Annotated in this window: 24 protein-coding genes; 6 read left to right on the forward strand and 18 right to left on the reverse strand. The window is 60.6% G+C overall.

Features of this window, described 5'->3' with window-relative positions; all coding sequences use genetic code 11:
- Positions 1–63: 63 nt before the first annotated feature.
- The 6 genes from purU to glyA all read right to left on the reverse strand — a co-directional run bounded on the left by purU (position 64) and on the right by glyA (position 7,535).
- Complete coding sequence (purU, locus tag HBN68_RS00500; RefSeq protein WP_169962085.1) at positions 64–921, reverse strand: formyltetrahydrofolate deformylase; 858 nt, start codon at positions 919–921, stop codon at positions 64–66.
- 79 nt (positions 922–1,000) lie between these two features.
- Positions 1,001–1,633, reverse strand: a complete 633-nt coding sequence (gene soxG, locus HBN68_RS00505; protein WP_169962087.1) for a sarcosine oxidase subunit gamma family protein — start codon at positions 1,631–1,633, stop codon at positions 1,001–1,003.
- A gap of 11 nt (positions 1,634–1,644) precedes the next feature.
- Positions 1,645–4,662, reverse strand: a complete 3,018-nt coding sequence (locus tag HBN68_RS00510; RefSeq protein WP_169962089.1) for a sarcosine oxidase subunit alpha — start codon at positions 4,660–4,662, stop codon at positions 1,645–1,647.
- Positions 4,659–4,994: a sarcosine oxidase subunit delta gene (locus HBN68_RS00515; RefSeq protein WP_094992771.1), complete on the reverse strand. Its 336-nt coding sequence runs from the start codon at positions 4,992–4,994 to the stop codon at positions 4,659–4,661. Before HBN68_RS00515 ends, HBN68_RS00510 begins: the two co-directional genes overlap by 4 nt.
- 14 nt (positions 4,995–5,008) lie before the next feature.
- Positions 5,009–6,259, reverse strand: coding sequence for a sarcosine oxidase subunit beta family protein (locus tag HBN68_RS00520; protein WP_094992770.1), 1,251 nt, complete (start codon positions 6,257–6,259; stop codon positions 5,009–5,011).
- 22 nt (positions 6,260–6,281) lie between these two features.
- Positions 6,282–7,535, reverse strand: coding sequence for a serine hydroxymethyltransferase (gene glyA / locus HBN68_RS00525; RefSeq protein WP_169962091.1), 1,254 nt, complete (start codon positions 7,533–7,535; stop codon positions 6,282–6,284).
- A 301-nt stretch (positions 7,536–7,836) separates the two neighbouring features.
- Here glyA and HBN68_RS00530 point away from each other — a divergent pair, with 301 nt between their 5' ends.
- Positions 7,837–8,877 (forward strand): low specificity L-threonine aldolase, encoded by a 1,041-nt coding sequence (locus tag HBN68_RS00530; protein ID WP_094992768.1) that lies wholly within the window; start codon positions 7,837–7,839, stop codon positions 8,875–8,877.
- 128 nt (positions 8,878–9,005) lie between these two features.
- On the opposite strand, the gene HBN68_RS00535 is transcribed toward HBN68_RS00530, so the two are convergent.
- Together HBN68_RS00535 and HBN68_RS00540 are read right to left on the reverse strand one after the other, a co-directional pair.
- Complete coding sequence (locus HBN68_RS00535; protein WP_047278128.1) at positions 9,006–9,308, reverse strand: cell division protein ZapA; 303 nt, start codon at positions 9,306–9,308, stop codon at positions 9,006–9,008.
- The gene (locus HBN68_RS00540) at positions 9,305–9,535 is read right to left on the reverse strand and encodes a hypothetical protein (RefSeq protein ID WP_094992767.1); all 231 of its coding nucleotides are present in this window, start codon (positions 9,533–9,535) and stop codon (positions 9,305–9,307) included. The genes HBN68_RS00535 and HBN68_RS00540 overlap by 4 nt, the downstream gene beginning before the upstream one ends.
- 280 nt (positions 9,536–9,815) lie before the next feature.
- On the opposite strand from HBN68_RS00540, the gene HBN68_RS00545 reads away from it, so the two are divergent.
- Complete coding sequence (locus HBN68_RS00545; protein WP_249275333.1) at positions 9,816–11,441, forward strand: methyl-accepting chemotaxis protein; 1,626 nt, start codon at positions 9,816–9,818, stop codon at positions 11,439–11,441.
- Positions 11,442–11,508: 67 nt separating this feature from the next.
- Here HBN68_RS00545 and gbcB read toward each other — a convergent pair whose 3' ends face one another.
- Positions 11,509–12,609: a glycine-betaine demethylase subunit GbcB gene (gene gbcB / locus HBN68_RS00550; protein ID WP_169962093.1), complete on the reverse strand. Its 1,101-nt coding sequence runs from the start codon at positions 12,607–12,609 to the stop codon at positions 11,509–11,511.
- Between the two features lie 269 nt (positions 12,610–12,878).
- On the opposite strand from gbcB, the gene gbcA reads away from it, so the two are divergent.
- Positions 12,879–14,171, forward strand: a complete 1,293-nt coding sequence (gbcA, locus tag HBN68_RS00555) for a glycine-betaine demethylase subunit GbcA (RefSeq protein WP_169962095.1) — start codon at positions 12,879–12,881, stop codon at positions 14,169–14,171.
- A 39-nt stretch (positions 14,172–14,210) separates the two neighbouring features.
- Here the strand turns inward: gbcA and HBN68_RS00560 are convergent, their stop codons facing one another.
- The 7 genes from HBN68_RS00560 to HBN68_RS00590 form a co-directional block, all read right to left on the reverse strand.
- Entirely contained in the window at positions 14,211–14,798 is a 588-nt protein-coding gene (locus HBN68_RS00560) for a GNAT family N-acetyltransferase (RefSeq protein ID WP_094992764.1), read from the reverse strand.
- Positions 14,799–15,327: 529 nt separating this feature from the next.
- Positions 15,328–16,098, reverse strand: coding sequence for an electron transfer flavoprotein subunit beta (locus HBN68_RS00565; protein WP_169962097.1), 771 nt, complete (start codon positions 16,096–16,098; stop codon positions 15,328–15,330).
- Positions 16,099–16,158: 60 nt separating this feature from the next.
- Positions 16,159–17,370, reverse strand: a complete 1,212-nt coding sequence (locus tag HBN68_RS00570) for an electron transfer flavoprotein subunit alpha/FixB family protein (protein WP_169962100.1) — start codon at positions 17,368–17,370, stop codon at positions 16,159–16,161.
- Positions 17,367–19,310 (reverse strand): dimethylglycine demethylation protein DgcB, encoded by a 1,944-nt coding sequence (gene dgcB / locus HBN68_RS00575; protein WP_169962102.1) that lies wholly within the window; start codon positions 19,308–19,310, stop codon positions 17,367–17,369. Before dgcB ends, HBN68_RS00570 begins: the two co-directional genes overlap by 4 nt.
- A gap of 82 nt (positions 19,311–19,392) precedes the next feature.
- Positions 19,393–21,453: a dimethylglycine demethylation protein DgcA gene (gene dgcA, locus HBN68_RS00580; RefSeq protein ID WP_169962104.1), complete on the reverse strand. Its 2,061-nt coding sequence runs from the start codon at positions 21,451–21,453 to the stop codon at positions 19,393–19,395.
- Positions 21,454–21,468: 15 nt separating this feature from the next.
- Positions 21,469–21,999, reverse strand: a complete 531-nt coding sequence (locus HBN68_RS00585) for a 4-vinyl reductase (RefSeq protein WP_169962106.1) — start codon at positions 21,997–21,999, stop codon at positions 21,469–21,471.
- Positions 22,000–22,074: 75 nt separating this feature from the next.
- The gene (locus HBN68_RS00590) at positions 22,075–23,052 is read right to left on the reverse strand and encodes a dipeptidase (protein WP_094992758.1); all 978 of its coding nucleotides are present in this window, start codon (positions 23,050–23,052) and stop codon (positions 22,075–22,077) included.
- A 228-nt stretch (positions 23,053–23,280) separates the two neighbouring features.
- On the opposite strand from HBN68_RS00590, the gene HBN68_RS00595 reads away from it, so the two are divergent.
- On the forward strand, positions 23,281–23,682 hold the full coding sequence (locus tag HBN68_RS00595; RefSeq protein ID WP_070412694.1) for a lysozyme inhibitor LprI family protein: 402 nt from the start codon (positions 23,281–23,283) through the stop codon (positions 23,680–23,682).
- 66 nt (positions 23,683–23,748) lie between these two features.
- On the opposite strand, the gene HBN68_RS00600 is transcribed toward HBN68_RS00595, so the two are convergent.
- Positions 23,749–24,075: a hypothetical protein gene (locus tag HBN68_RS00600; RefSeq protein ID WP_169962108.1), complete on the reverse strand. Its 327-nt coding sequence runs from the start codon at positions 24,073–24,075 to the stop codon at positions 23,749–23,751.
- Positions 24,076–24,238: 163 nt separating this feature from the next.
- Here HBN68_RS00600 and HBN68_RS00605 point away from each other — a divergent pair, with 163 nt between their 5' ends.
- Both HBN68_RS00605 and HBN68_RS00610 read left to right on the forward strand, forming a co-directional pair.
- On the forward strand, positions 24,239–24,655 hold the full coding sequence (locus tag HBN68_RS00605; protein WP_094992756.1) for a DUF3010 family protein: 417 nt from the start codon (positions 24,239–24,241) through the stop codon (positions 24,653–24,655).
- A 109-nt stretch (positions 24,656–24,764) separates the two neighbouring features.
- Positions 24,765–25,013 (forward strand): hypothetical protein, encoded by a 249-nt coding sequence (locus HBN68_RS00610; protein WP_169962110.1) that lies wholly within the window; start codon positions 24,765–24,767, stop codon positions 25,011–25,013.
- Between the two features lie 24 nt (positions 25,014–25,037).
- On the opposite strand, the gene HBN68_RS00615 is transcribed toward HBN68_RS00610, so the two are convergent.
- Complete coding sequence (locus HBN68_RS00615) at positions 25,038–26,141, reverse strand: GlxA family transcriptional regulator (RefSeq protein ID WP_094992754.1); 1,104 nt, start codon at positions 26,139–26,141, stop codon at positions 25,038–25,040.
- Between the last annotated feature and the right edge of the window lie 17 nt (positions 26,142–26,158).

The following is a 26,158-nucleotide window of genomic DNA, read 5'->3' on the forward strand; positions in this document are numbered from 1 at the left end:
ATTGAATGGGGTGACCGGCCAGCCGCAAGCCGATCTGCTTGCAGCTTAGTTGGCACTGGCACGTCACAGCACCACGGTACGACCTCCATTTAGGAAAACGCGCCGTTCAATGTGATAGCCCACACCCCGGGCCAATGTCTGGGCCTCAATGTCGCGGCCTTTGGCAATCAGGTCTTCGGGGTAGTAACTGTGGTCCACGGCCTCGACGCCCTGAGCGATGATCGGGCCCTCATCGAGGTCGTTGTTGATGTAGTGCGCAGTGGCGCCCACCAGTTTCACGCCCTTTTCGTAGGCCTGATGATACGGTTTGGCGCCTTTGAACCCCGGCAGTAACGAGTGGTGAATGTTGATCGCCTTGCCATCGAGCTTGCGGCACAACTCGGGCGAGAGCACTTGCATGTAGCGCGCAAGAATCACCAGTTCGGCGCCGGTGTCTTCGATCACTTGCCACACGCGGGCTTCTTGCGCGGGTTTGTCGTCGGGGTCGAGGGCAAAATGGTGATATGGGATACCGTGCCATTGGGCCAGCGGCTCCAGGTCCGGGTGGTTGGAAACCACGGCCACCACGTCCATCGACAATTGCCCGATGCGCTGGCGGTACAGCAAGTCGTTCAGGCAGTGGTCGGACTTGGACACCATAATCAGCACTTTGGGGCGGTAATGCGGCGGGGTGAGTTCGAAGGCCATGCCGAAGGCTTGGCCACGATCCGCCAACCCGCCGCGAAAACTGCATTCGTCAAAGTCATCGGGCTGGCGGAATTCAACCCGTATGAAGAACCGGCCGGAACGTTGATCGTCGAAGGAATGGTGCTCGGTGACGTAACACTGGTGTTCAAACAGGTGACGGGTCACGGCGTCGACGGTACCCAGTTTGCTGGGGCAATCGGCGGTGAGGATCCAGGTGTCAGGGGCGCGGCTCATGGGGAATCCTTATTGTTTTAATGTGACAACAACCACCCTGGCCCTGCGCGAGAGGGCCAGGGTGGGGGCCAGCCGTGACTCAGGCCTCAACACTCAGCCCATATTGCGCCGCGGCATCCTGCAACCATAGCCACCAATAGTCCGAAAAACTGCGGCGGATGAGCAGCTCCCACGTGTCTTCGCCCGTATGCCGGATCACCAGCTGCGACTTCGCAAACACCGTGCCCACCGCCTTGCCCACCGGGAAGTTGTCAGGGTGGACGTCGTAGCTGGTGGACTTCATCAGCACCTCGCGTACGTGCGGCCCGCGAAGCTCCAGCAGTTGCTGCCCGCCGCTGACGTTCACCACCGCAATGTGCTGCCCCGCGAGGGCCTCACGCAAAGCCTGCTCGACGCTGAATTCTTCACCGCCGGGCACGATCAGCAGCCATTCGTCCGGGCCCATCCATTGCAGGGACGTTTCGCCTTTGGCCACCAGGCTCAACGCGACTGGCAGTTCAATGCCCAGCGCTTTGTGCACGCCCTCGCTGAACGCCGGGTCCCGGGCATCGCCCCGCAGGGTCAGGTGGCCCAGCAGTTTTTTCTCGCGCACGGTGACACCGGGGTTCTGCCGCCCCTTGCCGATGAGTGCCGACAACCGGGCGTGATGCAAGGATGACTCGGCTTTGGCGCCCGAATCCGGACGCTGTTGGTATACGTTTGCGCTCGTCATGAGATCACCCATCAAATATTCTGCCGTTCGCCTTTGGGGTCGAAAAACACCGAAGACACGATTTCTGCTTCGATCACGCTGCCATCGGCCAACGGGGCAAAGACCCGTTCGCCCATGCGCTTGAGGCCGTCCTTGACCACGCCCATGGCGAATGAGTACCCCAGCGAGCCGCAGGTGTAACTGGAGGTCACATGGCCAACCATGCTCATGGGAATGGCCTGTTTGGGGTCGAACACCAGCTGCGCCCCTTCAGGCAGCCATTGGGTTGGGTCGACCGGCTTGAGCCCTACCAGTTGTTTGCGTGCGTCGCGCACGCAGTCTTCGCGGTTCATGCCGCGCCAGCCGATCCATGAGAACGGCTTGTTACGGCCCACGCACCAGCCCATGTTGAGGTCGTCGGGGGTCATCGAGCCGTCCGTGTCCTGGCCGACGATGATGAAGCCCTTCTCGGCACGCAATACGTGCATGGTTTCTGTGCCGTAGGGGGTCAGGTTGTACTGTTTGCCCGCCTCGACGATTTTTTCCAGCACGCCCATGGCGTAGTCGGCCTGGATGTTCACCTCGTACGACAGCTCGCCGGTAAACGAAATACGGAATACCCGCGCCGGTACGCCTGCCACCTGGCCTTCTTTCCAGCTCATGAACGGGAAGGCGTCGCGGTCCAGGTCGATGTCGGTCACCTCACTCAGCAGCTTGCGGCTGTTGGGGCCGGACAAGGTAAGGGTCGCGTAATGGTCAGTGACCGAGGTGAGGTACACCTTCAGCTCTGGCCATTCGGTCTGTTGGTACAACTCCAGCCATTGCAGCACACGCGCCGCGCCGCCCGTGGTGGTGGTCATCACAAAGTGGTTGTCCGCCAGGCAAGCGGTCACGCCGTCGTCGAAGACCATGCCGTCTTCTTTGCACATCAGCCCGTAGCGCGCCTTGCCCACGTCCAGTTTGGTCCAGGCGTTGGTGTAGATGCGGTTGAGGAACTCCCGCGCGTCTGGCCCCTGAATGTCGATTTTGCCAAGTGTCGAGGCATCCAGCAGACCGACGCTGTCGCGCACGGCCTGGCACTCGCGCTTGACCGCGGCGTGCAGATCTTCGCCGGGCCGCGGGAAGTACCACGGCCGTTTCCACTGCCCGACGTCTTCAAAGGCTGCGCCCTGTTTGACGTGCCACGCCTGCAACGCGGTGTAGCGCACGGGCTCGAAAATGTGCCCGCAGTGACGCCCCGCCACCGCACCGAAGGTTACGGGCGTGTAGTTGGGGCGAAACATGGTAGTGCCCATTTGCGGGATGCTGACGTTCAGCGAACGCGCCGCGATGGCCAGCCCGTTGACGTTGCCGAGCTTGCCCTGGTCGGTGCCAAAACCCAGCGCGGTGTAGCGTTTGACATGTTCGACCGACTCAAACCCTTCGCGGGTGGCCAATTCGATGGCCGCCGCCGTGACGTCGTTTTGCAGGTCGACAAATTGTTTCGGCGCCCGTGCCGTGCCTTTTTCGTGGGGCACGTGAAACAACGCCAGTGTGGGTTCTTCGTAGGTCAGGAGGGCTTTGGGCAATATGCCTTCAACGGCCTTGAACCCGGCTTCACTGGCCGCCCGCACGCCCCCTTCAAAGCCATCGGCCAGGCTGTCGCCCAAGCGGTAGACGCCATTGATGCCGCCCACGCACACGCGTTTTTGCGGTGCGTCACCGGGCACAAACCCGAGGATGTCTTCGCGCCAGATCGGTTTGCCGCCCAAGTGCGACGCCAAGTGCACCACCGGGCTGTAGCCGCCTGAGCTGGCAATCAGGTCGCAATCGAGCATCTCGCCGGGGCTGGTGACGCTGTGGGCGGTGAGGTCGATCGCCGCCACGCGGGCGCCGGTGACGTGTTTGCTGCCCCGCGCTTCAATCACGGCGCTGCCAGTCAGAATACGGATGCCTTTGGCACGCGCTTCTTCCACCAGCGCACCACGCGGGTTACTGCGGGCATCGGCAATGGCCACCACCGGCAGGCTGGCGTCGAGCCAGTCCAGCGCCACGCGATAGGCATGGTCGTTGTTGGTACTCAGCAACAATTTGCGCCCCGGCGCCACGCCGTAGCGACGCACGTAGGTGGACACGGCACCGGCCAGCATGTTGCCCGGCACGTCGTTATTGCCATACACCAGCGGCCGTTCGCAGGCCCCCGTGGCCAGCACCACGCGCTTAGCCCGCACCCGGTGAATGCGCTGGCGTACCTGGCCAATCGGCGCACGGTCGCACAGGTGATCGGTCAGGCGCTCATGAATCGTCAGGAAGTTGTGATCGTGGTAGCCATTGACCGTGGCGCGCGGCAACAGCACCACGTCCGGCATGCCGCCAAGCTCGGCCACCACGCTGGCGACCCAGTCCATGGCCGGTTTGCCATCGAGGCTTTCACGGCTGTCGAGCAAGCTGCCGCCGAACTCTTCCTGCTCATCGGCCACGATCACCCGGGCGCCACTGCGCGCCGCCGCCAATGCGGCCGCCAGCCCCGCAGGCCCGGCGCCGACAATCAACACGTCGCAGTGGCGGTTCATGTAGTCGTAGGTGTCGGGGTCGTTTTGCGTCGGTGAACGGCCGAGCCCGGCCGCTTTGCGAATGTACTTCTCGTAGGTCATCCAGAACGACTTCGGGTACATGAAGGTTTTGTAGTAGAACCCTGGCGGCATCAGCGTGCCGCCGACCTTGCCCAGAATGCCCATCATGTCGGTGTTCACGTTGGGCCAACCATTGGTGCTGGTAGCGACCAACCCTGAATACAACGCTTGCTGCGTGGCGCGCACGTTGGGGATTTGCGTGGCCTCAGTGGCGCCGATTTGCAGCACGGCATTCGGCTCTTCGGCGCCTGCGGCATAAATGCCCCGTGGCCGCGCGTATTTGAAGCTACGGCCGATGATGTGCACCCCATTGGCCAGCAGCGCAGCGGCCAGGCTGTCGCCTTCGTAGCCTTTATAGGTTTGCCCGTTGAAGGTAAAGGTCAGCACGTTGCTGCGATTGACGCGGCCGCCATGGGCCAAGCGATGGGTCTGACTCATACCTTTTCTCCCAGCTCGCGGGGGGCCGTTGTCGGGGCGGGCGCAGGCGACTGTTCAGTGAACTGTGGCTGGCTGCCGATGCGATACGTTTCAAGAATTTCGTACGTCACGGTGTTACGGGTCGCGTTGAAAAACTGACGGCAACCGGCCACGTGGTTCCACAGTTCGTGGTGCAGCCCGCGCGGGTTGTCGCGAAAGAACAGGTAATCGCCCCACTCGGCATCGGTGCAGCGATTGGGGTCGAGCGGGCGCGGGATATGCGCCTGCCCGGACGCGTGGAATTCCTCTTCAGAGCGCAACTCGCCGCAATGGGGACAGAAGATATGTAACATAGGTTTTTCTCCTGTTAGTGAGCGACGGCAGCAGCGCCGTGTTCGTCAATCAGCGCGCCGTTGTGGAAACGCTCGAGGGAAAACGGGGCAGCAAGCGGGTGCATCTCGCCCTTGGCCAGGCTGGCGGCAAACACGTTGCCTGAGCCAGGCGTGGCCTTGAACCCGCCCGTGCCCCAGCCGCAATTGAAAAACAGGTTGGGCACCGGGGTTTTGGAGATGATCGGGCATGCGTCGGGCGTCGTGTCGACGATGCCGCCCCACTGGCGGTTCATGCGCACGCGGGACAACACGGGAAACATTTCCACAATCGCCTGAATCGTGTGTTCGATCACCGGATAGGAACCGCGCTGGCCATAACCGACCCAGCCGTCGATGCCCGCGCCGATCACCAGGTCGCCCTTGTCGGACTGGCTGATGTAGCCGTGCACGGCGTTGGACATGATGACGCTGTCGATGATTGGCTTGATCGGTTCGGACACCAGCGCTTGCAGCGGATGCGACTCAATCGGCAGGCGGAACCCGGCCTGACGCGCCATGTGCCCCGAGTTGCCAGCCGTGACCACGCCCACGCGTTTGGCACCGATAAAGCCTTTGCTGGTTTCGACGCCGATACACACGCCGTTTTCCTTGCGAAAGCCCAGCACTTCCGTCTGCTGGATCAAGTCCACACCCAGCGCATCGGCCGCCCGGGCAAACCCCCAGGCCACCGCATCGTGACGTGCCACCCCGCCGCGACGCTGCACCGTGGCACCCAGCACCGGGTAACGGGTGTTTTTGGAGCAATCCAGGTACGGGATTTCATCGGCCACTTGCTGCGTGTTAAGCAGTTCACCGTCCACCCCGTTAAGGCGGTTGGCACTGACCCGGCGTTCCGAGTCGCGCATGTCTTGCAAGGTGTGACACAAGTTGTACACACCCCGTTGCGAGAACATGACGTTGTAGTTGAGGTCCTGGGACAGGCCTTCCCACAGTTTCATCGCGTGCTCATACAAATGCGCCGACTCGTCCCACAAATAGTTGGAGCGCACGATGGTGGTGTTACGCGCCGTATTGCCGCCCCCCAGCCAGCCTTTTTCAACCACCGCCACGTTGGTGATGCCGTGTTGCTTGGCCAAGTAGTACGCCGTGGCCAGACCGTGCCCGCCGCCACCGACGATGACCACGTCGTACACCTTTTTCGGCGTGGGGGTGCGCCACATCTTCTGCCAGTTTTCGTGGTGGCTGAGGGAGTGCTTGAAAAGGCCGAAGCCTGAATACCGTTGCATAGGATTTACTCCAAAACCGCGCTCAGCGATAAACCGGGAAGTCTTTGCACAGCGCCGTCACTTGCTGTGCCACGTCCGCCTCAATATCGGCATCCCCGAGGTGATCGAGGATGTCGCAGATCCAGCCCGCCAGCTCCGTGCATTGCGCCACCTTGAAACCGCGTGTGGTCACCGCCGGGGTGCCGATGCGCAGGCCCGAGGTGACAAAGGGCGACTGCGGATCATTGGGCACGGCGTTCTTGTTGACCGTGATATGGGCGCGGCCCAGCGCGGCATCGGCATCCTTGCCGGTCAGGCCCTGGCGGATCAGGCTGACCAGAAACAAATGGTTGTCCGTACCGCCGGAGACCACGTCATAGCCGCGTTTGATAAACACATCGGCCATCGCCTGAGCGTTGTCGATCACGTGCTGTTGATAGGTTTTGAAACCCGGCTCCAGTGCTTCTTTGAAGCACACGGCCTTGGCGGCAATCACGTGCATCAGCGGGCCGCCCTGACCACCGGGGAACACAGCCGAATTGAGCTTTTTCTCAAGCGTCTCATTGGCCTTGGCCAGAATCAGCCCGCCCCGCGGCCCGCGCAGGGTTTTGTGGGTGGTGGTGGTCACCACATCGGCGTACGGCACCGGGTTGGGGTACACGCCGGCGGCCACCAGACCGGCGACGTGGGCCATGTCGACAAACAAATAGGCGCCTACCTTGTCGGCTATCTGACGAAAGCGTGGGAAATCCAGGGTTTTGGAGTAGGCAGAAAAACCGGCAATGACCATTTTTGGCTGATGCTCAACCGCCAGCCGCTCCACTTCGTCGTAGTCGATCAAGCCCGTTTCGGTATTGATGCCGTATTGCACCGCGTTGTAGAGCTTGCCGGAGAAACTCACGCTGGCACCGTGCGTCAGGTGGCCACCATGGGCCAGGCTCATGCCCAGCACCGTGTCGCCTGCATTGAGCAACGCCAGGTACACCGCTGCGTTGGCCTGGCTGCCCGAGTGCGGCTGCACGTTGGCGTAATCGGCGCCGAATAACTGTTTGGCGCGATCTATGGCCAGTTGCTCGACGTTATCCACATGCTGGCAGCCGCCGTAGTAACGCTTGCCGGGATAACCCTCGGCATACTTGTTGGTCAGGCCGCTGCCCTGGGCCTGCATGACACGCTGGCTGGTGTAGTTTTCGGACGCGATGAGTTCGATGTGATCTTCCTGACGCTGGTCCTCGGCATTCATGGCCGCTAATAAAGCGTCGTCGTATCCCTGAATTTGATCCTGCTTGCTGAACATCGCGTTCTCCCGGCGCCAGCGCGCCCTTGGTCTGGGTGAGGGCTTGCCCTTTGAGACCGATGGTAGGGCTGGCGCACAGCGATCAAATGCCCACGCACGCCACGCAATGGTGCGTTTACGACATGCCTGCGAGATTCGCGCTCGCGGCCGTGACGCATGTCGCACGGCCACCCGGCCCCTACAGTGCAGAGCGGCCTTTCGCCGGTTTTCGTGTAAGAGATTTCCGCCACTTAAGCGGTGTCTGTGCACCCGCAGGATTCTTGGCTAAAGTGCACGATTACTTCGACCCTGGAACCGGAAAATGACTGATAAGAGCCAACAATTCGCCAGCGACAACTACTCCGGTATCTGCCCTGAAGTCTGGTCTGCAATGGAAAAAGCCAATCACGGCCATCAGCGCGCTTACGGCGACGACCAATGGACCCTGCGCGCAGCCGATGACTTTCGCAAATTGTTTGAAACCGACTGCGAGGTCTACTTCGCCTTCAACGGTACGGCGGCCAACTCACTGGCACTGTCGGCGTTGTGCCAGAGCTTCCACAGCGTGATCTGCTCCGAAACCGCCCACGTCGAGACCGACGAATGCGGCGCCCCGGAGTTCTTCTCCAACGGTTCCAAACTGCTAATCGCGCGCACCGAAAACGGCAAGATCACCCCCGAGTCGATCCGCGAGATCGCCCTTAAACGCAAAGACATCCACTACCCCAAACCCCGCGTCGTGACCATCACCCAGGCCACCGAAGTGGGCAGCGTGTACACCCCTGACGAAGTGCGCGCCATCAGCGCCACCTGCAAAGAGCTGGGGCTGCTGCTGCACATGGACGGCGCGCGTTTCTCCAATGCCTGTGCCTACCTGGGCTGCTCCCCTGCCGAGCTGTCGTGGAAAGCCGGCGTGGACGTGTTGTGCTTTGGCGGGACCAAAAACGGCATGGCGGTGGGCGAAGCGATCCTGTTTTTCGACCACGATCTGGCAGTGGACTTCGATTACCGCTGCAAACAAGCCGGGCAACTGGCCTCGAAAATGCGCTTTTTGTCGGCGCCGTGGGTCGGTTTGCTGGAAAACGGCGCATGGCTCAAACACGCAAAACACGCCAACCACTGCGCGCAGTTACTGTGCGAGCTGGTGAGTGACATTGACGGGGTTGAGCTAATGTTTCCGGTGCAGGCCAATGGCGTGTTCCTGCAACTCTCGGAACCGGCCGTGGCAGCGCTGACCGCCAAGGGCTGGCGCTTCTACACCTTCATCGGCAAAGGCGGCGCCCGTTTCATGTGCTCGTGGGACACCGAAGAAGCCCGGGTACGGGAACTGGCGGCGGATATTCGCGAAGTGATGGCGGGCTAAGCCCTGTTAGCGGTGTGAGGGGGGCGTGCGCCTCTTCATACCGACGGCCTTAGCGGGGGGTGCGATTGCTGTGCAGTCGATCGCAGCCTCGTGCCTGGGCAACGACGCTGCACAGCATGGCGAATTAATCAGGATTGCCCGAGTGTTCGCTCTATCACGTCGACCGTGGCGCTGACTTGCTCTTGATAACGGTCGAGTTCCTGTTTGTGGCTCAGTTGCAGTTCAATCTGTTGCGAACACAGATTTAAAGCTGCCAGCACCAACAGTTTGTCCCCGATCAGGCTCGGGTACTTTCTTTTCGTTTCGGCCAGGGCGGCTTTCAACATCACGGTGGCGGCCATCAGGGTTTGTTGCTCCCCTTCCGGTGCCTTGATCGTGTAGTCGTTACCCAGAATCGAGACGACATTTACACCGTCTCTGTCCACGCTCATGCGTTGACAGGGCTCACGCTCGCGCGCTCAACCAGGGCCTGAATGCGTGCTGCGGTGGCGCCCTGCTTCTCTTCCTGTTCCATCAGGCTCAGTTGCAGGCTTTCGTTTTCGTCTTTGGCCTGGGCCAGTTCAGCACTCAGTTGAGTGTTGGCGTCCAGCAGTTCTTGCTTTTGCTGAACCAGGTCGCTGACCAGTTGTTCCAGTTTGCTAAGGGATGACTCAATCATGGGGAAGATCTCAAGCAGTTTCAGAGGGCGCGTACGATAAAGAAAAGTCACCCTCTAAGCCAGGGTTATTCAGGCCGCAAAGCCCGATTTAGCTAGGGGCGCCGTTCATTTAGCCCCCTAAAGACTGTGGCAGGCCAACTAGGTTCCCGCCCCCGGTCGGCAAAGCCTGTGGCGCAACATTTTCACGGACGGCATTCAAGACTTTAGTCTTATGACCGATAGGTCATATACACCCCGCATTGACGTCGCACGGACCGCGCCTCATCCCTCAGGAAACATCATGTCTTTACGCAATATGAATATCGCTCCGCGCGCCTTTTTAGGGTTTGCGCTGATCGGCACGCTGATGCTGATTCTGGGGGCTGGCGCACTGCTCCAGATGGGCCAGATCCGCTCTGCAGCCGAGGACATCAGCACCAATAGCGTGCCGAGCATCCAGAACCTGGACGAGTTCACCCAACTGGCATTGCGCCTGCGTGTGTTGTCGTACCGCTTGCTGATCAACCGCGAGCCCGAGGTACAGCAAAAAACCATGGAACTGCTGGACCTGCGCAATCAAGAGATCCGCGTGGCCGAAACGCAATACGAGAAGTACATCAGCAGCCCTCAAGAACAAGCTGTGTACGATCGTTACAAACAGCTGATGGTTCAGTACGGGCAATTGCAAGACCGCATGCGCAGCTACTCGCGCAATGACCAGGTCGATCAATTGCGCGAACTGCTCAACACTGAACTGCTGGAAAACTCCGAAGCGATCAACAAAGAACTCAACAACCTGATGCGCATTAATGGCCAACAAATCACTGAAGCCAACCAGCATGCCAGCGACATGTATTCAGCCGCGATCAAGCTGGTGGTGTTCTTGCTGTTACTGGCCACAGTCCTGACCATCGTGTGCGCCCTGCTCCTGACCCGCAGCATCACCCAGCCAATCGCTCAGGCACTGGAGGCGGCCGAGGCCATTGCCGAAGGCAACCTCACACGCTCGATCAAAGCGGATGGTAACGATGAGGCGGGTCGTTTGTTACACGCCATGGCCAAGATGCAAGGCAAACTGCGCGATACCCTGCAGCAGATTTCAGGCTCAGCCACGCAATTGGCTTCTGCGGCTGAAGAGCTGAACTGCGTAACGGCCGAAAGCGCCAAAGGCCTGACCCAGCAGAACAACGAGATCGAACAGGCCGCGACCGCTGTCAATGAAATGACCAGCGCCGTGGAAGAAGTTGCACGTAACGCCGTCAGCACCTCCGAAGCCTCGCAAAGTGCCACTGCATCGGCCGGTGATGGCCGCGACCTGGTGCAAGAGACCGTCAGCGCCATCGAACGCATGAGCGGCGATGTGCAGAGCACCGCCACCCTGATTGGCAACCTTGCCGCCGAATCGCGTGACATTGGCAAAGTGCTGGACGTGATTCGCGGTTTGGCCGATCAGACCAACCTGCTGGCCTTGAACGCTGCCATCGAAGCGGCTCGCGCCGGTGAAGCGGGTCGCGGGTTCGCGGTCGTGGCGGACGAAGTGCGCGCACTGGCACACCGTACGCAGCAGTCGACCAGCGAAATCGAACGCATGATCGGCAGCATTCAGGGCGGCACCGAACAGGCCGTGGACTCGATGCGCAACAGCACCGAACGCGCCGAATCGACGCTCAACATTGCCAAAGGCGCGGGCCTGGCGCTGGACACCATCAACACGGCCGTAGTGGAAATCAACGAGCGCAACCTGGTCATCGCCAGTGCGGCCGAAGAACAGGCCCAAGTGGCCCGCGAAGTGGACCGCAACCTGGTCAACATCCGCGACCTGTCGGTGCAATCCGCGACCGGTGCCAGCCAGACCAACTCAGCGAGCAATGAGTTGTCGCGTTTGGCGGTGGACCTCAACAGCATGGTGTCGCGTTTCAGTTTGTAAACCAAACCTCACAAGCTGCTCGCCCTCTCCCACCGGGAGAGGGTCGGGGTAAGGGCAAACGCTCACGCTAAAACTCAATCCGCACATCCCCTTTGGGCACACTGCAACACGACAAGATGTAGCCTTCGGCCACATCGTCTTCTGTAATCCCGCCGTTGTGCTCCATCTCCACCTCGCCGCCCAGCTTCAACACTTTGCATGTTCCGCAAATGCCCATCCCGCAGGCCTTGGGAATCATCAACCCCAACTTGGCCGCTGCTGCATGCACGGTTTCTGCCGGGCCCACGCGGATGCTCTTGCCCGACGCCGTGAACTCCACCTGATTCAGTTCGGCCGCATCCAGTTCGGGTGCATCGGCCGCCTGCCCGGCCTGCTCTTCGGCATCGGCCCGCACCTGCGGCGGCGTCGCGCCAAATGACTCTTCGTGGTAACGGTTCATGTCAAACCCGTTGGCTTCGAGCAACCGTTTGACCGCTGTCATGTACGGCGTGGGGCCGCAACAAAACACTTCACGCTCCAAAAAATCCGGGGCCATGAGTTCCAGCATTTTGTGATTCAAATACCCGCGATACCCCGCCCAGGGTTCGCCCAGCCCGTGCTTTTCGCAGATCAGGTGCAAGCTGAAGTTATCGATGCGCGAGGCCATGTGCTCCAGCTCGCGGTGGTAAATGATGTCTTTGGGGGAGCGGGCGCTGTGGATAAACACCATGTCGACATTGGCATTGGTGTCGTAAAACCAGCGCGCCATCGACATCACCGGTGTAATGCCCACGCCACCGCTGAGGTACAGCACCTTGGGGCTCGGCGCATCAATGGCGTTGAACAGCCCAACCGGGCCATGCACCGCCAGCTCCTGCCCCTCCTGCAAGGTGTCATGCAGCCAGTTGGAAACCCGCCCGCCCGGCACGCGCTTGATGGTGACGGAAAAGCTGTACGGCACCGACGGCGAACTGGAGATGGTGTACGAGCGCATGACTTGCTCGCCGTCGATGTCCAGTTCCAGCGTCACGAACTGCCCCGGCTTGAAAAAGAACAGGATCGGCTGGTCCGCCATAAAACAGAATGTGCGCACGTCCCAGGTTTCCTGAATCACTTTAACGCAGCGAACGGTGTGGCGACCGTTGGCCCAGGTCTGGGTGGTTACCGGGTTCAGAAAGCTGTTGGACATGCGCGTCTCCACGGCCGACTGCCGGCCTCTTGCTGGCGATTCTGCGCATGCGCCGTGACGGCCATTTATCTATTCGCGACATTCACATGCTTATCGCGACCAGCCCCAGAAAACGGGCGCCCGGGCGTCGGGAACAGGTTGGGCCATGTCGCTCACAGACAGGGCCGCAGGACGCTTGAAACGCACACTCAGCGCCATTGGCTTCACCTTGCGTCGCACCCTTGACCCGCCACTTGAAGGCCGCACCCCATGGCCATGAGGACCACACGATGGACGTCACCGCAACCCTGAGCCTGGGCGATCCACTGGAACCCGCACGCAAGGCCACCGCCGAGATGTTGCAAACCCGCGAACGGACGTTTTCCCTGCCCCAGCCGTTCTACAACGACGAGCGTTTGTTCGCCCTCGACATGCAGGAGATTTTCCAGAAGGAATGGCTGATCGCAGGCATGACCTGTGAGATCCCGGCCAAGGGCAACTTTGTGACCCTGCAAGTGGGCAACAACCCGATCATCGTGATACGCGGCGCAGAAGGTCAGGTGCATGCTTTTCACAACGTGTGCCGCCACCGGGGTTCCAGGCTGTGCACCACTGAAAAAGGCAAAGTCGCCAAGCTGGTGTGCCATTACCACCAGTGGACGTATGAGCTGGACGGGCGCCTGCTGTTTGCCGGCACGGAGATGGGCGCTGACTTCGACATGAAGCAGTACGGCCTCAAACCGGTGAACGTGAAAACGGCGGGCGGTTACATCTTCATCAGCCTGGCCGAACACCCGCCCGCCATTGATGAGTTCCTCGCCACCCTCGAGCACTACATGGAACCCTACGCCATGGAAAACACCAAAGTGGCGATCCAGACCACGCTGGTGGAAAAAGCCAACTGGAAACTGGTGCTGGAAAACAACCGCGAGTGTTATCACTGCAATGCCTCGCACCCGGAGCTGCTCAAAACCTTGCTGGAATGGGACGACGTCACCGACCCGCGTGCCGATCAGGCGTTCAAGGATCACGTCGCCGCGTCTGCCGCCGTGTGGGAGGCCGAGCACATCCCGCATGCCCACCAACGTTTTGGCCTGCGCAACCGCATCGTGCGCATGCCGCTGCTCAAGGGCACGGTGTCCATGACGATGGATGGCAAACAAGGCTGTGCAAAACTCATGGGGCGCATCAAAAACCCGGACCTGGGTTCAATGCGCATCCTGCACCTGCCGCATTCGTGGAACCACTGCATGGGCGACCACATCATCGTGTTCACCGTATGGCCAATCAGTGCGCAGGAGACCGTGGTCACGACCAAATGGCTGGTGCACAAAGATGCAGTAGAAGGCGTGGACTACGACGTGGAGCGCATGCGCAAGGTGTGGGACGCCACCAACGACCAGGACAGGCGACTGGCCGAAGAAAATCAGCGCGGGATCAATTCCACCGCTTACCAACCGGGGCCGTATTCCAAAACATACGAATTTGGCGTGATCAACTTTGTGGACTGGTACAGCGAACGGATGCTCCACAACCTCGGGGCCGCCCCCGCGCCGTACCTCAAAGAGGTGAACGTGCAATAACGCGACCCGTCGACAGCCTGTGCGTACCAGCCGCCGAGGCTACCGGCTGGACGCCCCGGCAACCGGCCTACTCATCAGATACGCCTCTCCTGTTACCCGAATCAGCGGGTGAGGCGTTACCTGGCAAGATTTAACGGTGTGAAAACCGTGGTGCTCATAAAATCGGAGCGCCCCGGTATTGACGGCGTAACTGATCAGGCTCAAGCCCGCCAGCCCCAGCTCATCGCACCGCGCTTGAGCCGCTTGAAGAAAGTTCGCCCCCAACCCCTTGTTACGCCAGCCTTCGTCCAGCCCCAGGCTTGAGATATAGAGCGTGTCCGGTATTTCCATGTCGGCATAAGGCGCCAGCACGGGGTCTGTCACCGGCTCGGCGTGCGGGTCGTGGCGCATCACGTAGCTGTGCATCATGCCGATCACGCGCCCCTGATGTTCCGCGATCAGGCAGTTCTCATACGAAAAGTTCACCCCCTCACGCGCATAACGAGCCGTCCCCACCGCCAGCAAGTCCGCCCCCGGCTCTGCGATCAGGCTCCAGATGTAATCCGCGCCCCCTTCGGAGGTTATCTGGAAGAAACGTGCAATCTCGTGCGCGTCGTCATGTCGAGCCGGTCGAAATACAACAGTCATGTGGGTAGGCCTCACGCCTGAAAGGAGCACGCTTTGTAGACCTGCTACCCGGCGCGCCTCAACCAGCGGTAGCGCTCAATGTATAACGGGATATTTCAGAAGGGGCGGTCAAATTTTAACCAGCCGTACCCACAGCCCGCGTACAAAGGGCTACAGCGCTTCACGAACACCTTATCCACAGGCACACCCACAGCAATGGTGGGTAAGTGGATAAACAGGGCTAAACCAGCCGATTGGTCAATTTTCGTACAAACCATTGGAAGCCTTACTCTGCGTGCCTTGTAGCGTAAAGCGAACATGTTATCCACACATCCGCCAACAGAGATTGTGCGCAACTTATGCACTGTGTCCCGGGTTGTGGAAAAGCCCTTGAAACCGCCCATATTCAAGGCTTTAGCCACGGTTAGGTCGATAAAAGAGGTATTTGGCTGTTTTTTGACCAAAACCCTGCATGCCACGTTTTATAAGGCTTACAGAGGATAGCGAACACGTTATCCACATAAGCGCTAACAGACTTTGTGGGCAAGTCTTAGCGCACCACGCCTTCTTCGATCAGCAAGGTCAAAATCGCCTGCGCGCCTTCTTCAGCGCTCACCCCTGTGAGGACGCGCCCGCTGCCGCCTGCGGCCTTGGCTGTCGCGGCTTTCATTCGGTCGGCGCCGCTTTTGGCCTTGATGACCTTGAGGCGCTTGGGCCGGGGCTTGGCAGGGGATAACGTGGCTGTTGTGGATAACTGATCGTCAACGCCTTCTACCACTTGAGCCTGGATTTCACCCCGTGTGGCCGGGCCGTAAGCACTTTGGCGACCACTGGGGGCGGTGTTATCCACAGTGGCCATAAAGGGCAACCGCACTGCCAGGCGGCGCCGCTGCCCACGGGGCAAGGCTTGCAACACGCTGGCCACGCCATTGTGGATAGATTCGATCTGCGCCACCCCGGCCACCAGAGGCCAGCCCAGTTGCTCGGCCAGCAGGTACGGGAGCATGCCGGAACCCTCGCCGGTTTCTGCCTGGTTGCCGGCAAGAACCAGTTGCACACCCGCTTCCCGCAGATAATCGCGCAGCACGGGCACGGCATCGGCGTGTGGGGATTGCTCCAATACATGCAGTTGCGCCAGCCCCATGCCCAGGTAGGCACGCAATACGGGCTCATGGGGGTTGCCGGCGTGCAGGACATGCACGTTATCCCCGGCCAGTTGCAGTCCCATTTCAACGGCGCGGGCATCCTGTTCGGCACGGCGGGCGCGCTGTGACGCAGGGTGTATCCCGATTGACACCAATACAACGGTGGGGATGCTCATCAATCACTCTCCAAATCAAAGCCCCACCTCCTCCGGCAGAGGGTTGGGGTCAGGGTGCGCTTACGCCGCATCACGCGCATGCGTCTGCCGCCACTTATCCACAGCGGCAATCAACGCCTCAAGCATCGCGGCCGCATCGCCAATCACCGAGAGGTCGGCGCGTTTAATCATGTCGCAGGCGGGGTCGAGGTTGATCGCCACGACTTTGTCGCAGGCGCCCATGCCTTGCAGGTGCTGAATGGCACCACTGATCCCGACCGCCACATACACGCGGGCCGTCACCCAGGTGCCGCTGGCACCTACCTGCCGCTCTCGCGCCATGAAGCCCGCGTCCACGGCCACCCGGGAAGCCCCTTCAGTGGCGCCCAATGCCGCAGCGGTCCTGTGGAAAAGCCCCCAGTCTTTAACCCCATTGCCACCACTGAGAATGAACGGCGCTTCAGCCATCGGTATCGCCGCCGGATCCACGTCAACCGGCCCCAGGTCTTCTATTCGCGGCAAGCTGGCGACAGGGGGTGTGGATAACTCGACCGCCAGGGCTTCGTGGCGGGTGTCGCTCACCGCCTCGGCGCATTCGGCCGCCGCCAGAATCACGCGGGGCACGGGTTGTTGCAGGTCGTGAACGCCTGCGCCCGCGCGGCCGATGCACAGCCCGTCCTTGAGCTGCCACACCCGGGTGGCTGGCCGCTCGCCGATACGGGCGGCTAACCGGCGTCCGCGCTCACCGCCGCCTTCGCGGCTGTCGGGCAACAACCAATGGCGAGGCGAAAATTGGTTATCCACAGCCTGCAACCCCACCACCTGCTGTTCCGGTGCATAACCTTGATGAGCGAGCACCAGTAATCGGTCTACCCCGGCGTCACCAAAAGCACGCTCTTTGTGTTCACCGAATACCACGGCCAATACCGCGCCTTCGCTGCCTGCCAGGTCATGAGCCATGCCGAGCACGTCGCGATCATGCGCGCTCAGGCGACCACCCGGCAGGTCGGGCACGACGGCGATGTAGAACGCAGGGCTCGGCACCTGATGCAGCGGCCGTTGAACCTGCGCACTGGCCACACGCCGGGTCGATCCGCCTTGCTGGCCACCGCTTCGATCAATGCGCTTAAGCCCCTGCGGGCCGATAAACCCCACACCGTGGACGTTTTTTCGCAGCACGCCATTAGGCCCCCTCCAGCGCTCAAGGGCGGGTTGTAAGGTGGCATGCAGCGGGTGCAGGCGATTGCGGGCGATCCACTCGGCATGCGGGTCACGACGAAGCACGTCACTCATGCGATCACCTGCGGGAGATTGTGGGTTGTGGCGCCGGGCGCGGTGGCGGATGCCACCAATGCATCGGCCACCAGTTCGGCTAGGTCTTTGATCTGCGGGCGCGGCGCTACCACGCCTTCGAGCATGGCCGTGCATTGCGGGCAGCCCACGGCCACCCGTTCGACGCCGGTTTCTCGGATGTCGTCCATGCGCATGTCAGGGATGCGCTGCTTGCCGGGGATGTCGGTAATCGGCGCCCCGCCACCGCCGCCGCAACAGCGGGAGCGGAACCCGGAGCGTTGCATCTCCTGCACCTCCAGCCCCAGCGCACGCAACACCTGACGCGGGGCGTCGTACTCGCCGTTATAGCGACCCAGGTAACACGGGTCGTGATAGGTCACGCGGCCTCCGGTGTCCGGTTTGAGCTCAAGCCGACCGCCCGCGATCAACTCGGCCATGTAGGTGCTGTGATGCTGCACCTGATAGTCACCGCCCAAGGCGCCGTACTCGTTTTTCAACACGTGAAAGCTGTGGGGGTCGCAGGTGACGATGCGGCTGAAGGTGTACTGCGCCAGGGTCTGGATATTGCGCGCGGCCAATGTTTGAAACGTGGCTTCATCGCCCAGACGCCGGGCCACGTCACCGCTGTCGCGCTCTTCAAGCCCCAGCACTGCGAAATCGACGCCAGCGGCGTTCAGCACGGCGACAAAGGCCCGCAGGGTGCGCTGGTTGCGCATGTCGAACGCGCCGTCACCGACCCAAAACAGCACGTGTGCCGCCCCCTTGTCGCGCATCAGCGGCAGGTTCAAATCGGCGGCCCAATGCATGCGCCCGCCCGGTGCGAAACCGCCGGGGTTGTCCGTGGCGATCAGGTTGTCCAGCACCTGCGCGCCTTTATTGGGTGTGGCTCCTTTTTCCAGCGTGAGAAAACGTCGCAGGTCGATGATGGCGTCCACGTGCTCGATCATCATCGGGCACTCCTCGACGCAGGCCCGGCAGGTGGTGCAAGACCACAGGGTGTCAGCGTCCACCAGGCCGTTGACGATGGGCTGATGCGCATTGCCACCGTGTACGCCGAGGGGCTTGCCGGGGTAAGGGCTGCCCGCAAAGTGAGCATCGGTGCCCCCCGCCATGCCCACCACCATGTCTTGAATCAACTTTTTCGGGTTCAGCGGCTGGCCTGCGGCAAAGGCCGGACACGCGGCCTCGCATTTGCCGCATTGCACGCAGGCGTCAAACCCCAGGAGCTGATTCCAGGTGAAGTCAGCAGGCTTTTCTACGCCCAAAGGGGCGCGGCGGTCGGTCAGGTCCAGGGCTTTCAAACCGGTGGAACGCCCGCCGCCAAATCGCTCGGGGCGCCGGTGCCACGCCAGGTGCAATGCCCCGGCAAACGCATGCTTCATCGGCCCGCCCCACGTCATGCCACAGAACAATTCGCCCACGCCCCACGCCACGCCCACACACAAAAGCGCCGCCAGCATCCAGCCGCCAGCGCCTTCGGGCACAACACCCGCCACGGGCAAGGTCAGGGTGAAAAAACTCGCGGCAAATACCAGCAGACTTTTCGGCAGGCGCATCCACGGGCCCTTGGACAGACGGCTCGGCGGGTTGAGGCGACGCTTGAAGACAAACAGCGCCCCCACAAACATGAGGGCCGTGGCACCCAGCAGGGCATAGGCGAGGACACGCTGATGCACGCCCACCCCATGAACCAGAATTGCCAACACGGCCGCCAGCACAAAACCGCCCGCCGTGGCGACGTGGGTGTTGGCCATGTACTTGTCGCGGGCCACGACGTGGTGCAGGTCATTCATGTAGCGCTTGGGCATGGCCAGCAAGCCGCCAGGCAGGTCAACGCGGGAGGGGCGGCCTTGACGCCAGAGGTTGATTCGCCGTCGCGCGCCGAGAAGGGCCAGGCACAGTGCCGCCACTATCAGGAGGGGAACAAGGATGTTCAGCATGGGTGGCTCCCATCAACATTCGGTTTAAACACATGCTTTAACCCGGCCCTTTCCCGATGGCAGAAGCGGGCCGGGTGCCCCTTCAGAAGTCCTTGCACAACCTGAGCGCGTCATAGATCGCCGCATGCACATTGCGCTGCGCCACACAGTCGCCAATGCGGAACAACCTGTACCCGTCACCCGCCTCGCTCAGGCACGGCTGGGGCTGGATCGCGAACAACGCGTCAACGTCAATCTGCCCTTTATTACGCGACCCGGGCTTGAGTGCGTAATACAGCGCTTCGTCCGGGCGCACGCCGTTTTCCACCACCACTTGGTCCAACACGCGCTCTTCCCTGGCCCCGGTGTATTCGTTTTCCAGCACGGCTATCAGCTTGTCGCCTTCGCGGTACACCTGCTCGAGCATCATGTCGCCAGTCATGATCACTTCTTTGGGATACAGGCTGCGGTAATAGGTCGGGAAGGAGGTGCCGCCGATGGCCACGCCGGGTTTGATGTCGTCGGTGACGATCTCGACCTGCGCGCCTTTCTCGGCCAGAAAGTCGGCCACGGACATGCCCGTGAATTCGCAAATGGTGTCGTACACCAGCACGTTTTTACCCGGCGCCACCTTGCCATCAAGGATGTCCCAACTGCTGACCACCAGCCCTTGGGCGGCGCCCCACTGTTCGCTCTGTTCCACATAGGCGTGCCCGCCCACGGCCAGCACCACGATGTCGGGGCGCAGGTCTAAAATCGTTGCCTCATCGGCCGCTGTTCCCAGCCGCACATCAACGTTCAGGCGCGCCAGTTCCAACTGAAACCAACGCGTGATGCCCGCCATCTGGTCCCGCTGCGGGGCTTTGGCGGCCAGGCTGATTTGCCCGCCCATGGCCTCGCGCTTTTCAAACAGGGTCACGTTGTGCCCGCGCTCGGCCGCGACACGCGCCGCTTCCATGCCCGCTGGGCCCGCACCCACGATCACCACCTTGCGTTTAGGGCCGGTGGACTTCTGGATGATGTGCGGCACGCCCATGTATTCGCGGGAGGTGGCGGCGTTCTGAATGCACAGCACGTCCAGTCCCTGATACTGACGGTCGATGCAATAGTTGGCGCCCACGCATTGCTTGATCTGATCGACCTGGCCCATTTTGATTTTCGCGATCAGGTGCGGGTCAGCGATGTGGGCACGGGTCATGCCGACCATGTCCACATAACCGCCTTCCAGAATGCGCGTGGCCTGGGTCGGGTCTTTGATGTTTTGAGCGTGCAGCACAGGCGCCTTGACCACTTCCTTAATGCCTGCCGCCAAGTGCAGAAACGGCTCCGGCGGGTAGCTCATGTTCGGGATGACGTTGGCCAGTGTGTTGTGGGTGTCGCAGCCCGAGCCGACCACGCCGATGAAGTCGAGCATGCCGGTGTCGTCGTAATACTTGGCAATCTGCTTCATGTCCTCGTGGCTCAGGCCATCGGGGTGAAACTCGTCGCCGCACAGGCGAATGCCTACGCAGAAATCCGGGCCGACTTCGGCACGTACCGCTTTGAGCACTTCCAGGCCAAAACGCATGCGGTTTTCAAAACTGCCCCCCCACTCGTCAGTGCGCTTGTTCACGCGCGGGCTCCAGAACTGGTCGATCATGTGCTGGTGCACCGCCGACAGTTCCACGCCATCCAGCCCGCCCGCCTTGGCGCGGCCCGCAGCGCTGGCGTAATTGCCGATGATGCGCCAGATCTCTTCGGGCTCGATGGTTTTGCAGGTGGCGCGGTGCACGGGCTCGCGCACGCCCGACGGCGACATCAGGGTAGGCCAGTTGAAGCCATCCCAACGCGAGCGACGGCCCATGTGGGTAATCTGAATCATGATTTTGGCGCCGTGCTTGTGCATCGCATCGGCCAGGTTCTGGAAGTGCGGGATGATCCGGTCGGTGCTCAGGTTGACCGAACTCCACCACTCTTGAGGACTGTCGATGGCCACCACCGATGAGCCGCCACAAATGGCCAGCCCGATGCCGCCCTTGGCCTTTTCTTCGTAGTACTGCACGTAGCGCTCGGTGGTCATGCCGCCGTCGGTGGCATACACCTCGGCATGGGCCGTGCTGAGCACACGGTTACGGATGGTCAATTTACCGATTTGAATCGGCTCAAACATCGCTTCAAACGCCATATCCCGATCCTCGACTTACAACGGCTTGACGGTAAACAGGCCGTGGTCGTGGCCTTCTTGCGATCCGCTATAAACCTGCTCGGCAACGGTGCGCAACGGGCTGCCACGGGCTTGCAGAATCTGGTCCATCGCCCCCGCAAACCAGCCGGTGAACATGTAGTCGACCTTGCGCCCGACCTTGCCGTAGACGTACACGAAGCACGAGTGTTCGAGCGTCACCGTGGCCGTCCCTGCGTCGAGGTCAATGGCCTGGATGTTGAACAACCCCCAGCCGCGCTGCGACAGGCGTTTCATGTAATGTTCGAACACCGCAACACCTTCAAGGCCGTGGCATTCGGCTTCTTTCTCGCACCAATGCCAGGCAGATGTGTAACCGGCCTTGTAGAGGATCTCGGCGTACGCATCGGCCCCCAGCACGTCCTCGATGCCCCGGTGGTTGTTGACGAAAAAGTGCCGCGGCACATACAGCATCGGCAAGGCATCGGAGGTCCAGACGCCGGTTTCGCTGTCGACTTCGATGGGCAGTTGCGGGGCGATTTTAGCCATAGGTACCACTCCAGAAATTGATTCACTGAGTTGCCTGGCGCTGGCGCAAATGAGCGCAGCGCGTGCCTGCGGTCGTCACTCGCCCCACACGTCCTTGAGCACGTTGACCCAGTTTTCGCCCATGATCTTGCGCACCAGGCGCTCGCTGTGGCCGCGCTTGAGCAGTGTTTCAGTGAGGTTGGGGAACTCGCCCACCGTACGGATACCCAGCGGGTTGATGATCTCGCCGAAGCGGGTCAGACGCCGTGCGTAGCCTTTGTCATGGGTCAGCATTTCGAAAAAATCCTGCCCGTGGCCCTGGGTGAAGTCGGTGCCAATACCGATGGCGTCTTCGCCCACGAGGTTGAGGGTGTACTCGATGGCCTCGGCGTAATCGTCGATGGTCGAGTCGATGCCCTTGGCCAAAAACGGCGCGAACATGGTCACGCCGACAAAGCCCCCATGGTCGGCAATGAATGTGAGCTCGGCATCGGATTTGTTTCGCGGGTGTTCTTTAAGGCCGGATGGCAAGCAGTGCGAGTAACAGACCGGTTTGGTGGAGGCGAGGATGACCTCTTCCGAGGTTTTGGCACCCACGTGGGACAGGTCGCACATGATCCCGGCGCGGTTCATTTCAGCCACGACCTCGTGACCGAAACCCGAGAGCCCGCCGTCACGCTCGTAGCAACCGGTGCCCACCAGGTTCTGCGTGTTGTAGCACAGCTGCACCACGCCCACCCCGAGCTGTTTGAAAATCTCGATATAGCCCAATTGGTCTTCAAACGCATGGGCGTTCTGGAAGCCAAAAATAATCCCGGTCTTGCCCTGCTCTTTAGCGCGGCGAATGTCGGCCGTGGTCTTGACGGGGATCACCAGGTCACTGTTTTCGCGGATCAGTGTCTGGCTGGCGACGATGTTATTGATCGTGGCCTGAAACCCCTCCCACACCGACACCGTGCAATTGGCAGCGGTCAGGCCGCCCTTGCGCATGTCTTCGAACAGTTCGCGGTTCCATTTGGCAATGATCAGCCCGTCGATAACGATGCTGTCGGCGTGCAACTCGGCTGGGCTCATCAGGCGTCCCCTCGGTGGCGATTGCGGCGCCGAATCGTCTGCCGGCGCTGTGGGGCCAGCATAGGCCGGGGGTCAAAAACGGCCGGGTGCAAAAGCGACAGCGCGATTGCAGAAAGCGTCAAGCCACGACAAAGCGCATAGCCGCCGCTTAATGGCCTATGCTGCCTGACTGTTATTTGAGAGGCGGTTCAGCCAGAATCGGTCCCAACTCTGGATTAGGAAGGCGCAATGAAATCGATTCTCCTGGCCTTGGCGTTGATCACCAGCGGCGTATACGCGGCCGATGATGCCGACTACAACCCCTGTGATGCGGTCGAAAACGACCGGCAAACCCTGGCGTGTTCGGTGTTCAGCCGCAACGCCGCCGAGCAGTTGCTGACCGACAACTACGAAGCCCTGCAAGCCCGCATGACCTCGCTGTATGGCAGCAACCCGACCCAACTCAACAACATCACCAGCAAAATCAAAACCGCCCAGTCGCTGTGGTTGCACCAGCGTGACGCCGATTGCGCCGTCGTGGTGTTCCCTGCCACGGCCGGCACCGAGGCGTTCAACATTGCCCAAAACGACTGCATTGCAGCCGTCAGCGACGACCGCTCTGAGTTCTTGGAGTCGATTGGCCAGGAGTGAGGGGCATGACACTGAAAAGGCAAGCCTTGGCGACCGTGCGAAGGCTTGCCTTAAATGCTGACTTTATTACTTGACGATCTTGATTTTCAACGGAGGTGAAATGTCTCCGCTACCATCGATCGTGTAAGTTATTTCTGCATCCTTATTCTCATGCAGCTTATACGATGCTGCTTGCAGGGGAATCCTAAGTGGCTGGTTAGCCACAGCAGTTCCTTTATCGTGTTTAGCCCCAGTACCTTCAACTTTAAAGTCCGTTGTGACGGTCGTTCCTCCTGGCAGACCGTTAATAACTATGATCACTTCCGTTCTGTAGGTTGAGATCGAAATTTCAGTGAGCGGTGTGCTACCGGCAGGGGCAAATACTTGAGGGGCGGACAATTGTTTAGTGCTCATATTCATGCTTCCTATAATTAGACATAAATCGGGCTTTAAATCAGAGCAAGCGATGCAGTGCGTCGCTCTGAGCCACTACTTATCCATCACCGCCCGCCGTGTTTCTACTGTCAGAACTACCAGTTCTGACCATCTGCTCCTTTGTTTACTGACCAGGTTTCTTATGACTATTTGCGGCATCGATATCAAAGGCAGCGAAGCCATCTTCGCCTTGGCCCATAAAAGCCAGAACGGGGTGGAACACATGCCCCTCAGCACCAAAAAAATCGCCCTCGACAACGATGAAGACGCCGCTCAGGTCAAAGCCTTCGCGGCCCAGCTTGCTGCGTTTGTCAGCGCCCACGGCATCACACGCATCGCGATCAAAAAACGCAGTAAAAAAGGCGAGTTTGCCGGTGGCCCGACCACGTTCAAGATCGAGGGCATCATCCAGTTGCTGGACAACTGCGACGTGCAATTGCTCTCGCCGCAAACCTTGACCGCGCAATTCAAAAAGCACGCGTTCGAACTGCCTGCGTCGCTCAACAAATATCAACATGACGCTTACAAAACGGCGTGCGCCGCCTTGTTGAAGGCCTGAAAACGACCTGCTTTTAGGCAAATCAGACATCCAGTCAGCGTGCGCTTGCCCATCGCTTAAGGCGCGACCAGAATCCCTTCACGTTCATGCCTCGCAGAAGGATAAAAACATGATGCACGCGGACTTGATTGATGAAGTGGACCTGGTCAACCAGCTGCGCTCGCTGGGGTTTGAGGTGTCGGGCAGCGCGGAACACGCCTGCAACAGCGCGGTGTGCGGTTTGAGTGAAACCGGCGCGCAGGCACTCAAGCAGATGGTCGAAAAGCTCTACACCGGCAACGCCACACTCTTGCCAGCGGTGCGCCAGGCCATCGACCAACAACTGCTACCGGGGCTGGTGCGTTTCAAACGCACCTGATCGCCGCCGGGTTCGACCTGTGCGCTACACCCTCACACTGGCGAAGGTCGATTCGTTGCGCGCCTGATTCAACGCCGACATCGGCCCCGCCAGCGGGCTGAGCAGCAACGACTGCGGGATCGGCACCAGCGTGGTCTGTTGCGCCGTGTTAGAGCCAACGCGCTCGTCGCGTGGCGGGATGCCAAAATACTCGCGGTAACATTTCGAAAAGTGCGGTGTCGACACAAACCCGCACACTGCCGCCACTTCGATAATCGACATCGGCGTTTGCTTGAGCAGTTGCCGGGCCCGCACCAGCCGCAGTTTGAGGTAATAACGCGACGGCGAGCAGTGCAGGTATTTCTGGAACAACCGCTCCAGTTGGCGGCGAGACACGGTCACGTACTCAGCCAGCTCGTCAAGGTCGATGGGCTCCTCAAGGTTGGCCTCCATCAACGCCACGATTTCCTGCAATTTGGGCTGATTGGTACCGAGCATGTGCTTGAGCGGCACGCGCTGATGGTCTTGCTCGTTACGAATACGCTCGTACACAAACATCTCGGAAATCGCCGCTGACAACTCGCGCCCATGATCGCGGCTGATCAAGTGCAGCATCATGTCCAGCGGCGCCGTCCCGCCCGAGCTGGTAAACCGGCAACGGTCCAGGGTGAACAAACGGGTGCTCATCGACACCCGCGGGAAGGCTTCCTGCATGGACGCCAGGCACTCCCAGTGCACGCTGCAATCAAAACCGTCGAGCAAACCGGCATACGCCAGGGCCCAACTGCCGGTGCACACCGCGCCCAAACGGCGGGATTGACGCGCCTGGCCTTGCAGCCATGAAACGTGTTCGCGGGTAACAGTGCGTTGAATACCGATACCGCCGCACACAATCACCATGTCCAGCGCCGGGGCCTTGTGCATGCTGGCATCGGGGGTCACCTGCAGGCCGTCACTGGCCCACACCTGACTGCCATCGGCAGTGAGCGTGGACCAACGGTACAACTCGCGGCCCGATAACTGATTGGCCATGCGCAAGGGCTCTATCGCGGAGGCCAGGGAAATGAGCGTGAAATTGTCCAGCAACAAAAAGCCGATGGATTGAGGCGCACGGTTCTGGGGTTGAGCCCCGGAGTTGAACGACGTCATCGCAGTATCTCCTCACA

This window comes from Pseudomonas sp. WS 5078, from assembly GCF_012985745.1.
GTDB lineage: Bacteria > Pseudomonadota > Gammaproteobacteria > Pseudomonadales > Pseudomonadaceae > Aquipseudomonas > Aquipseudomonas lundensis_A.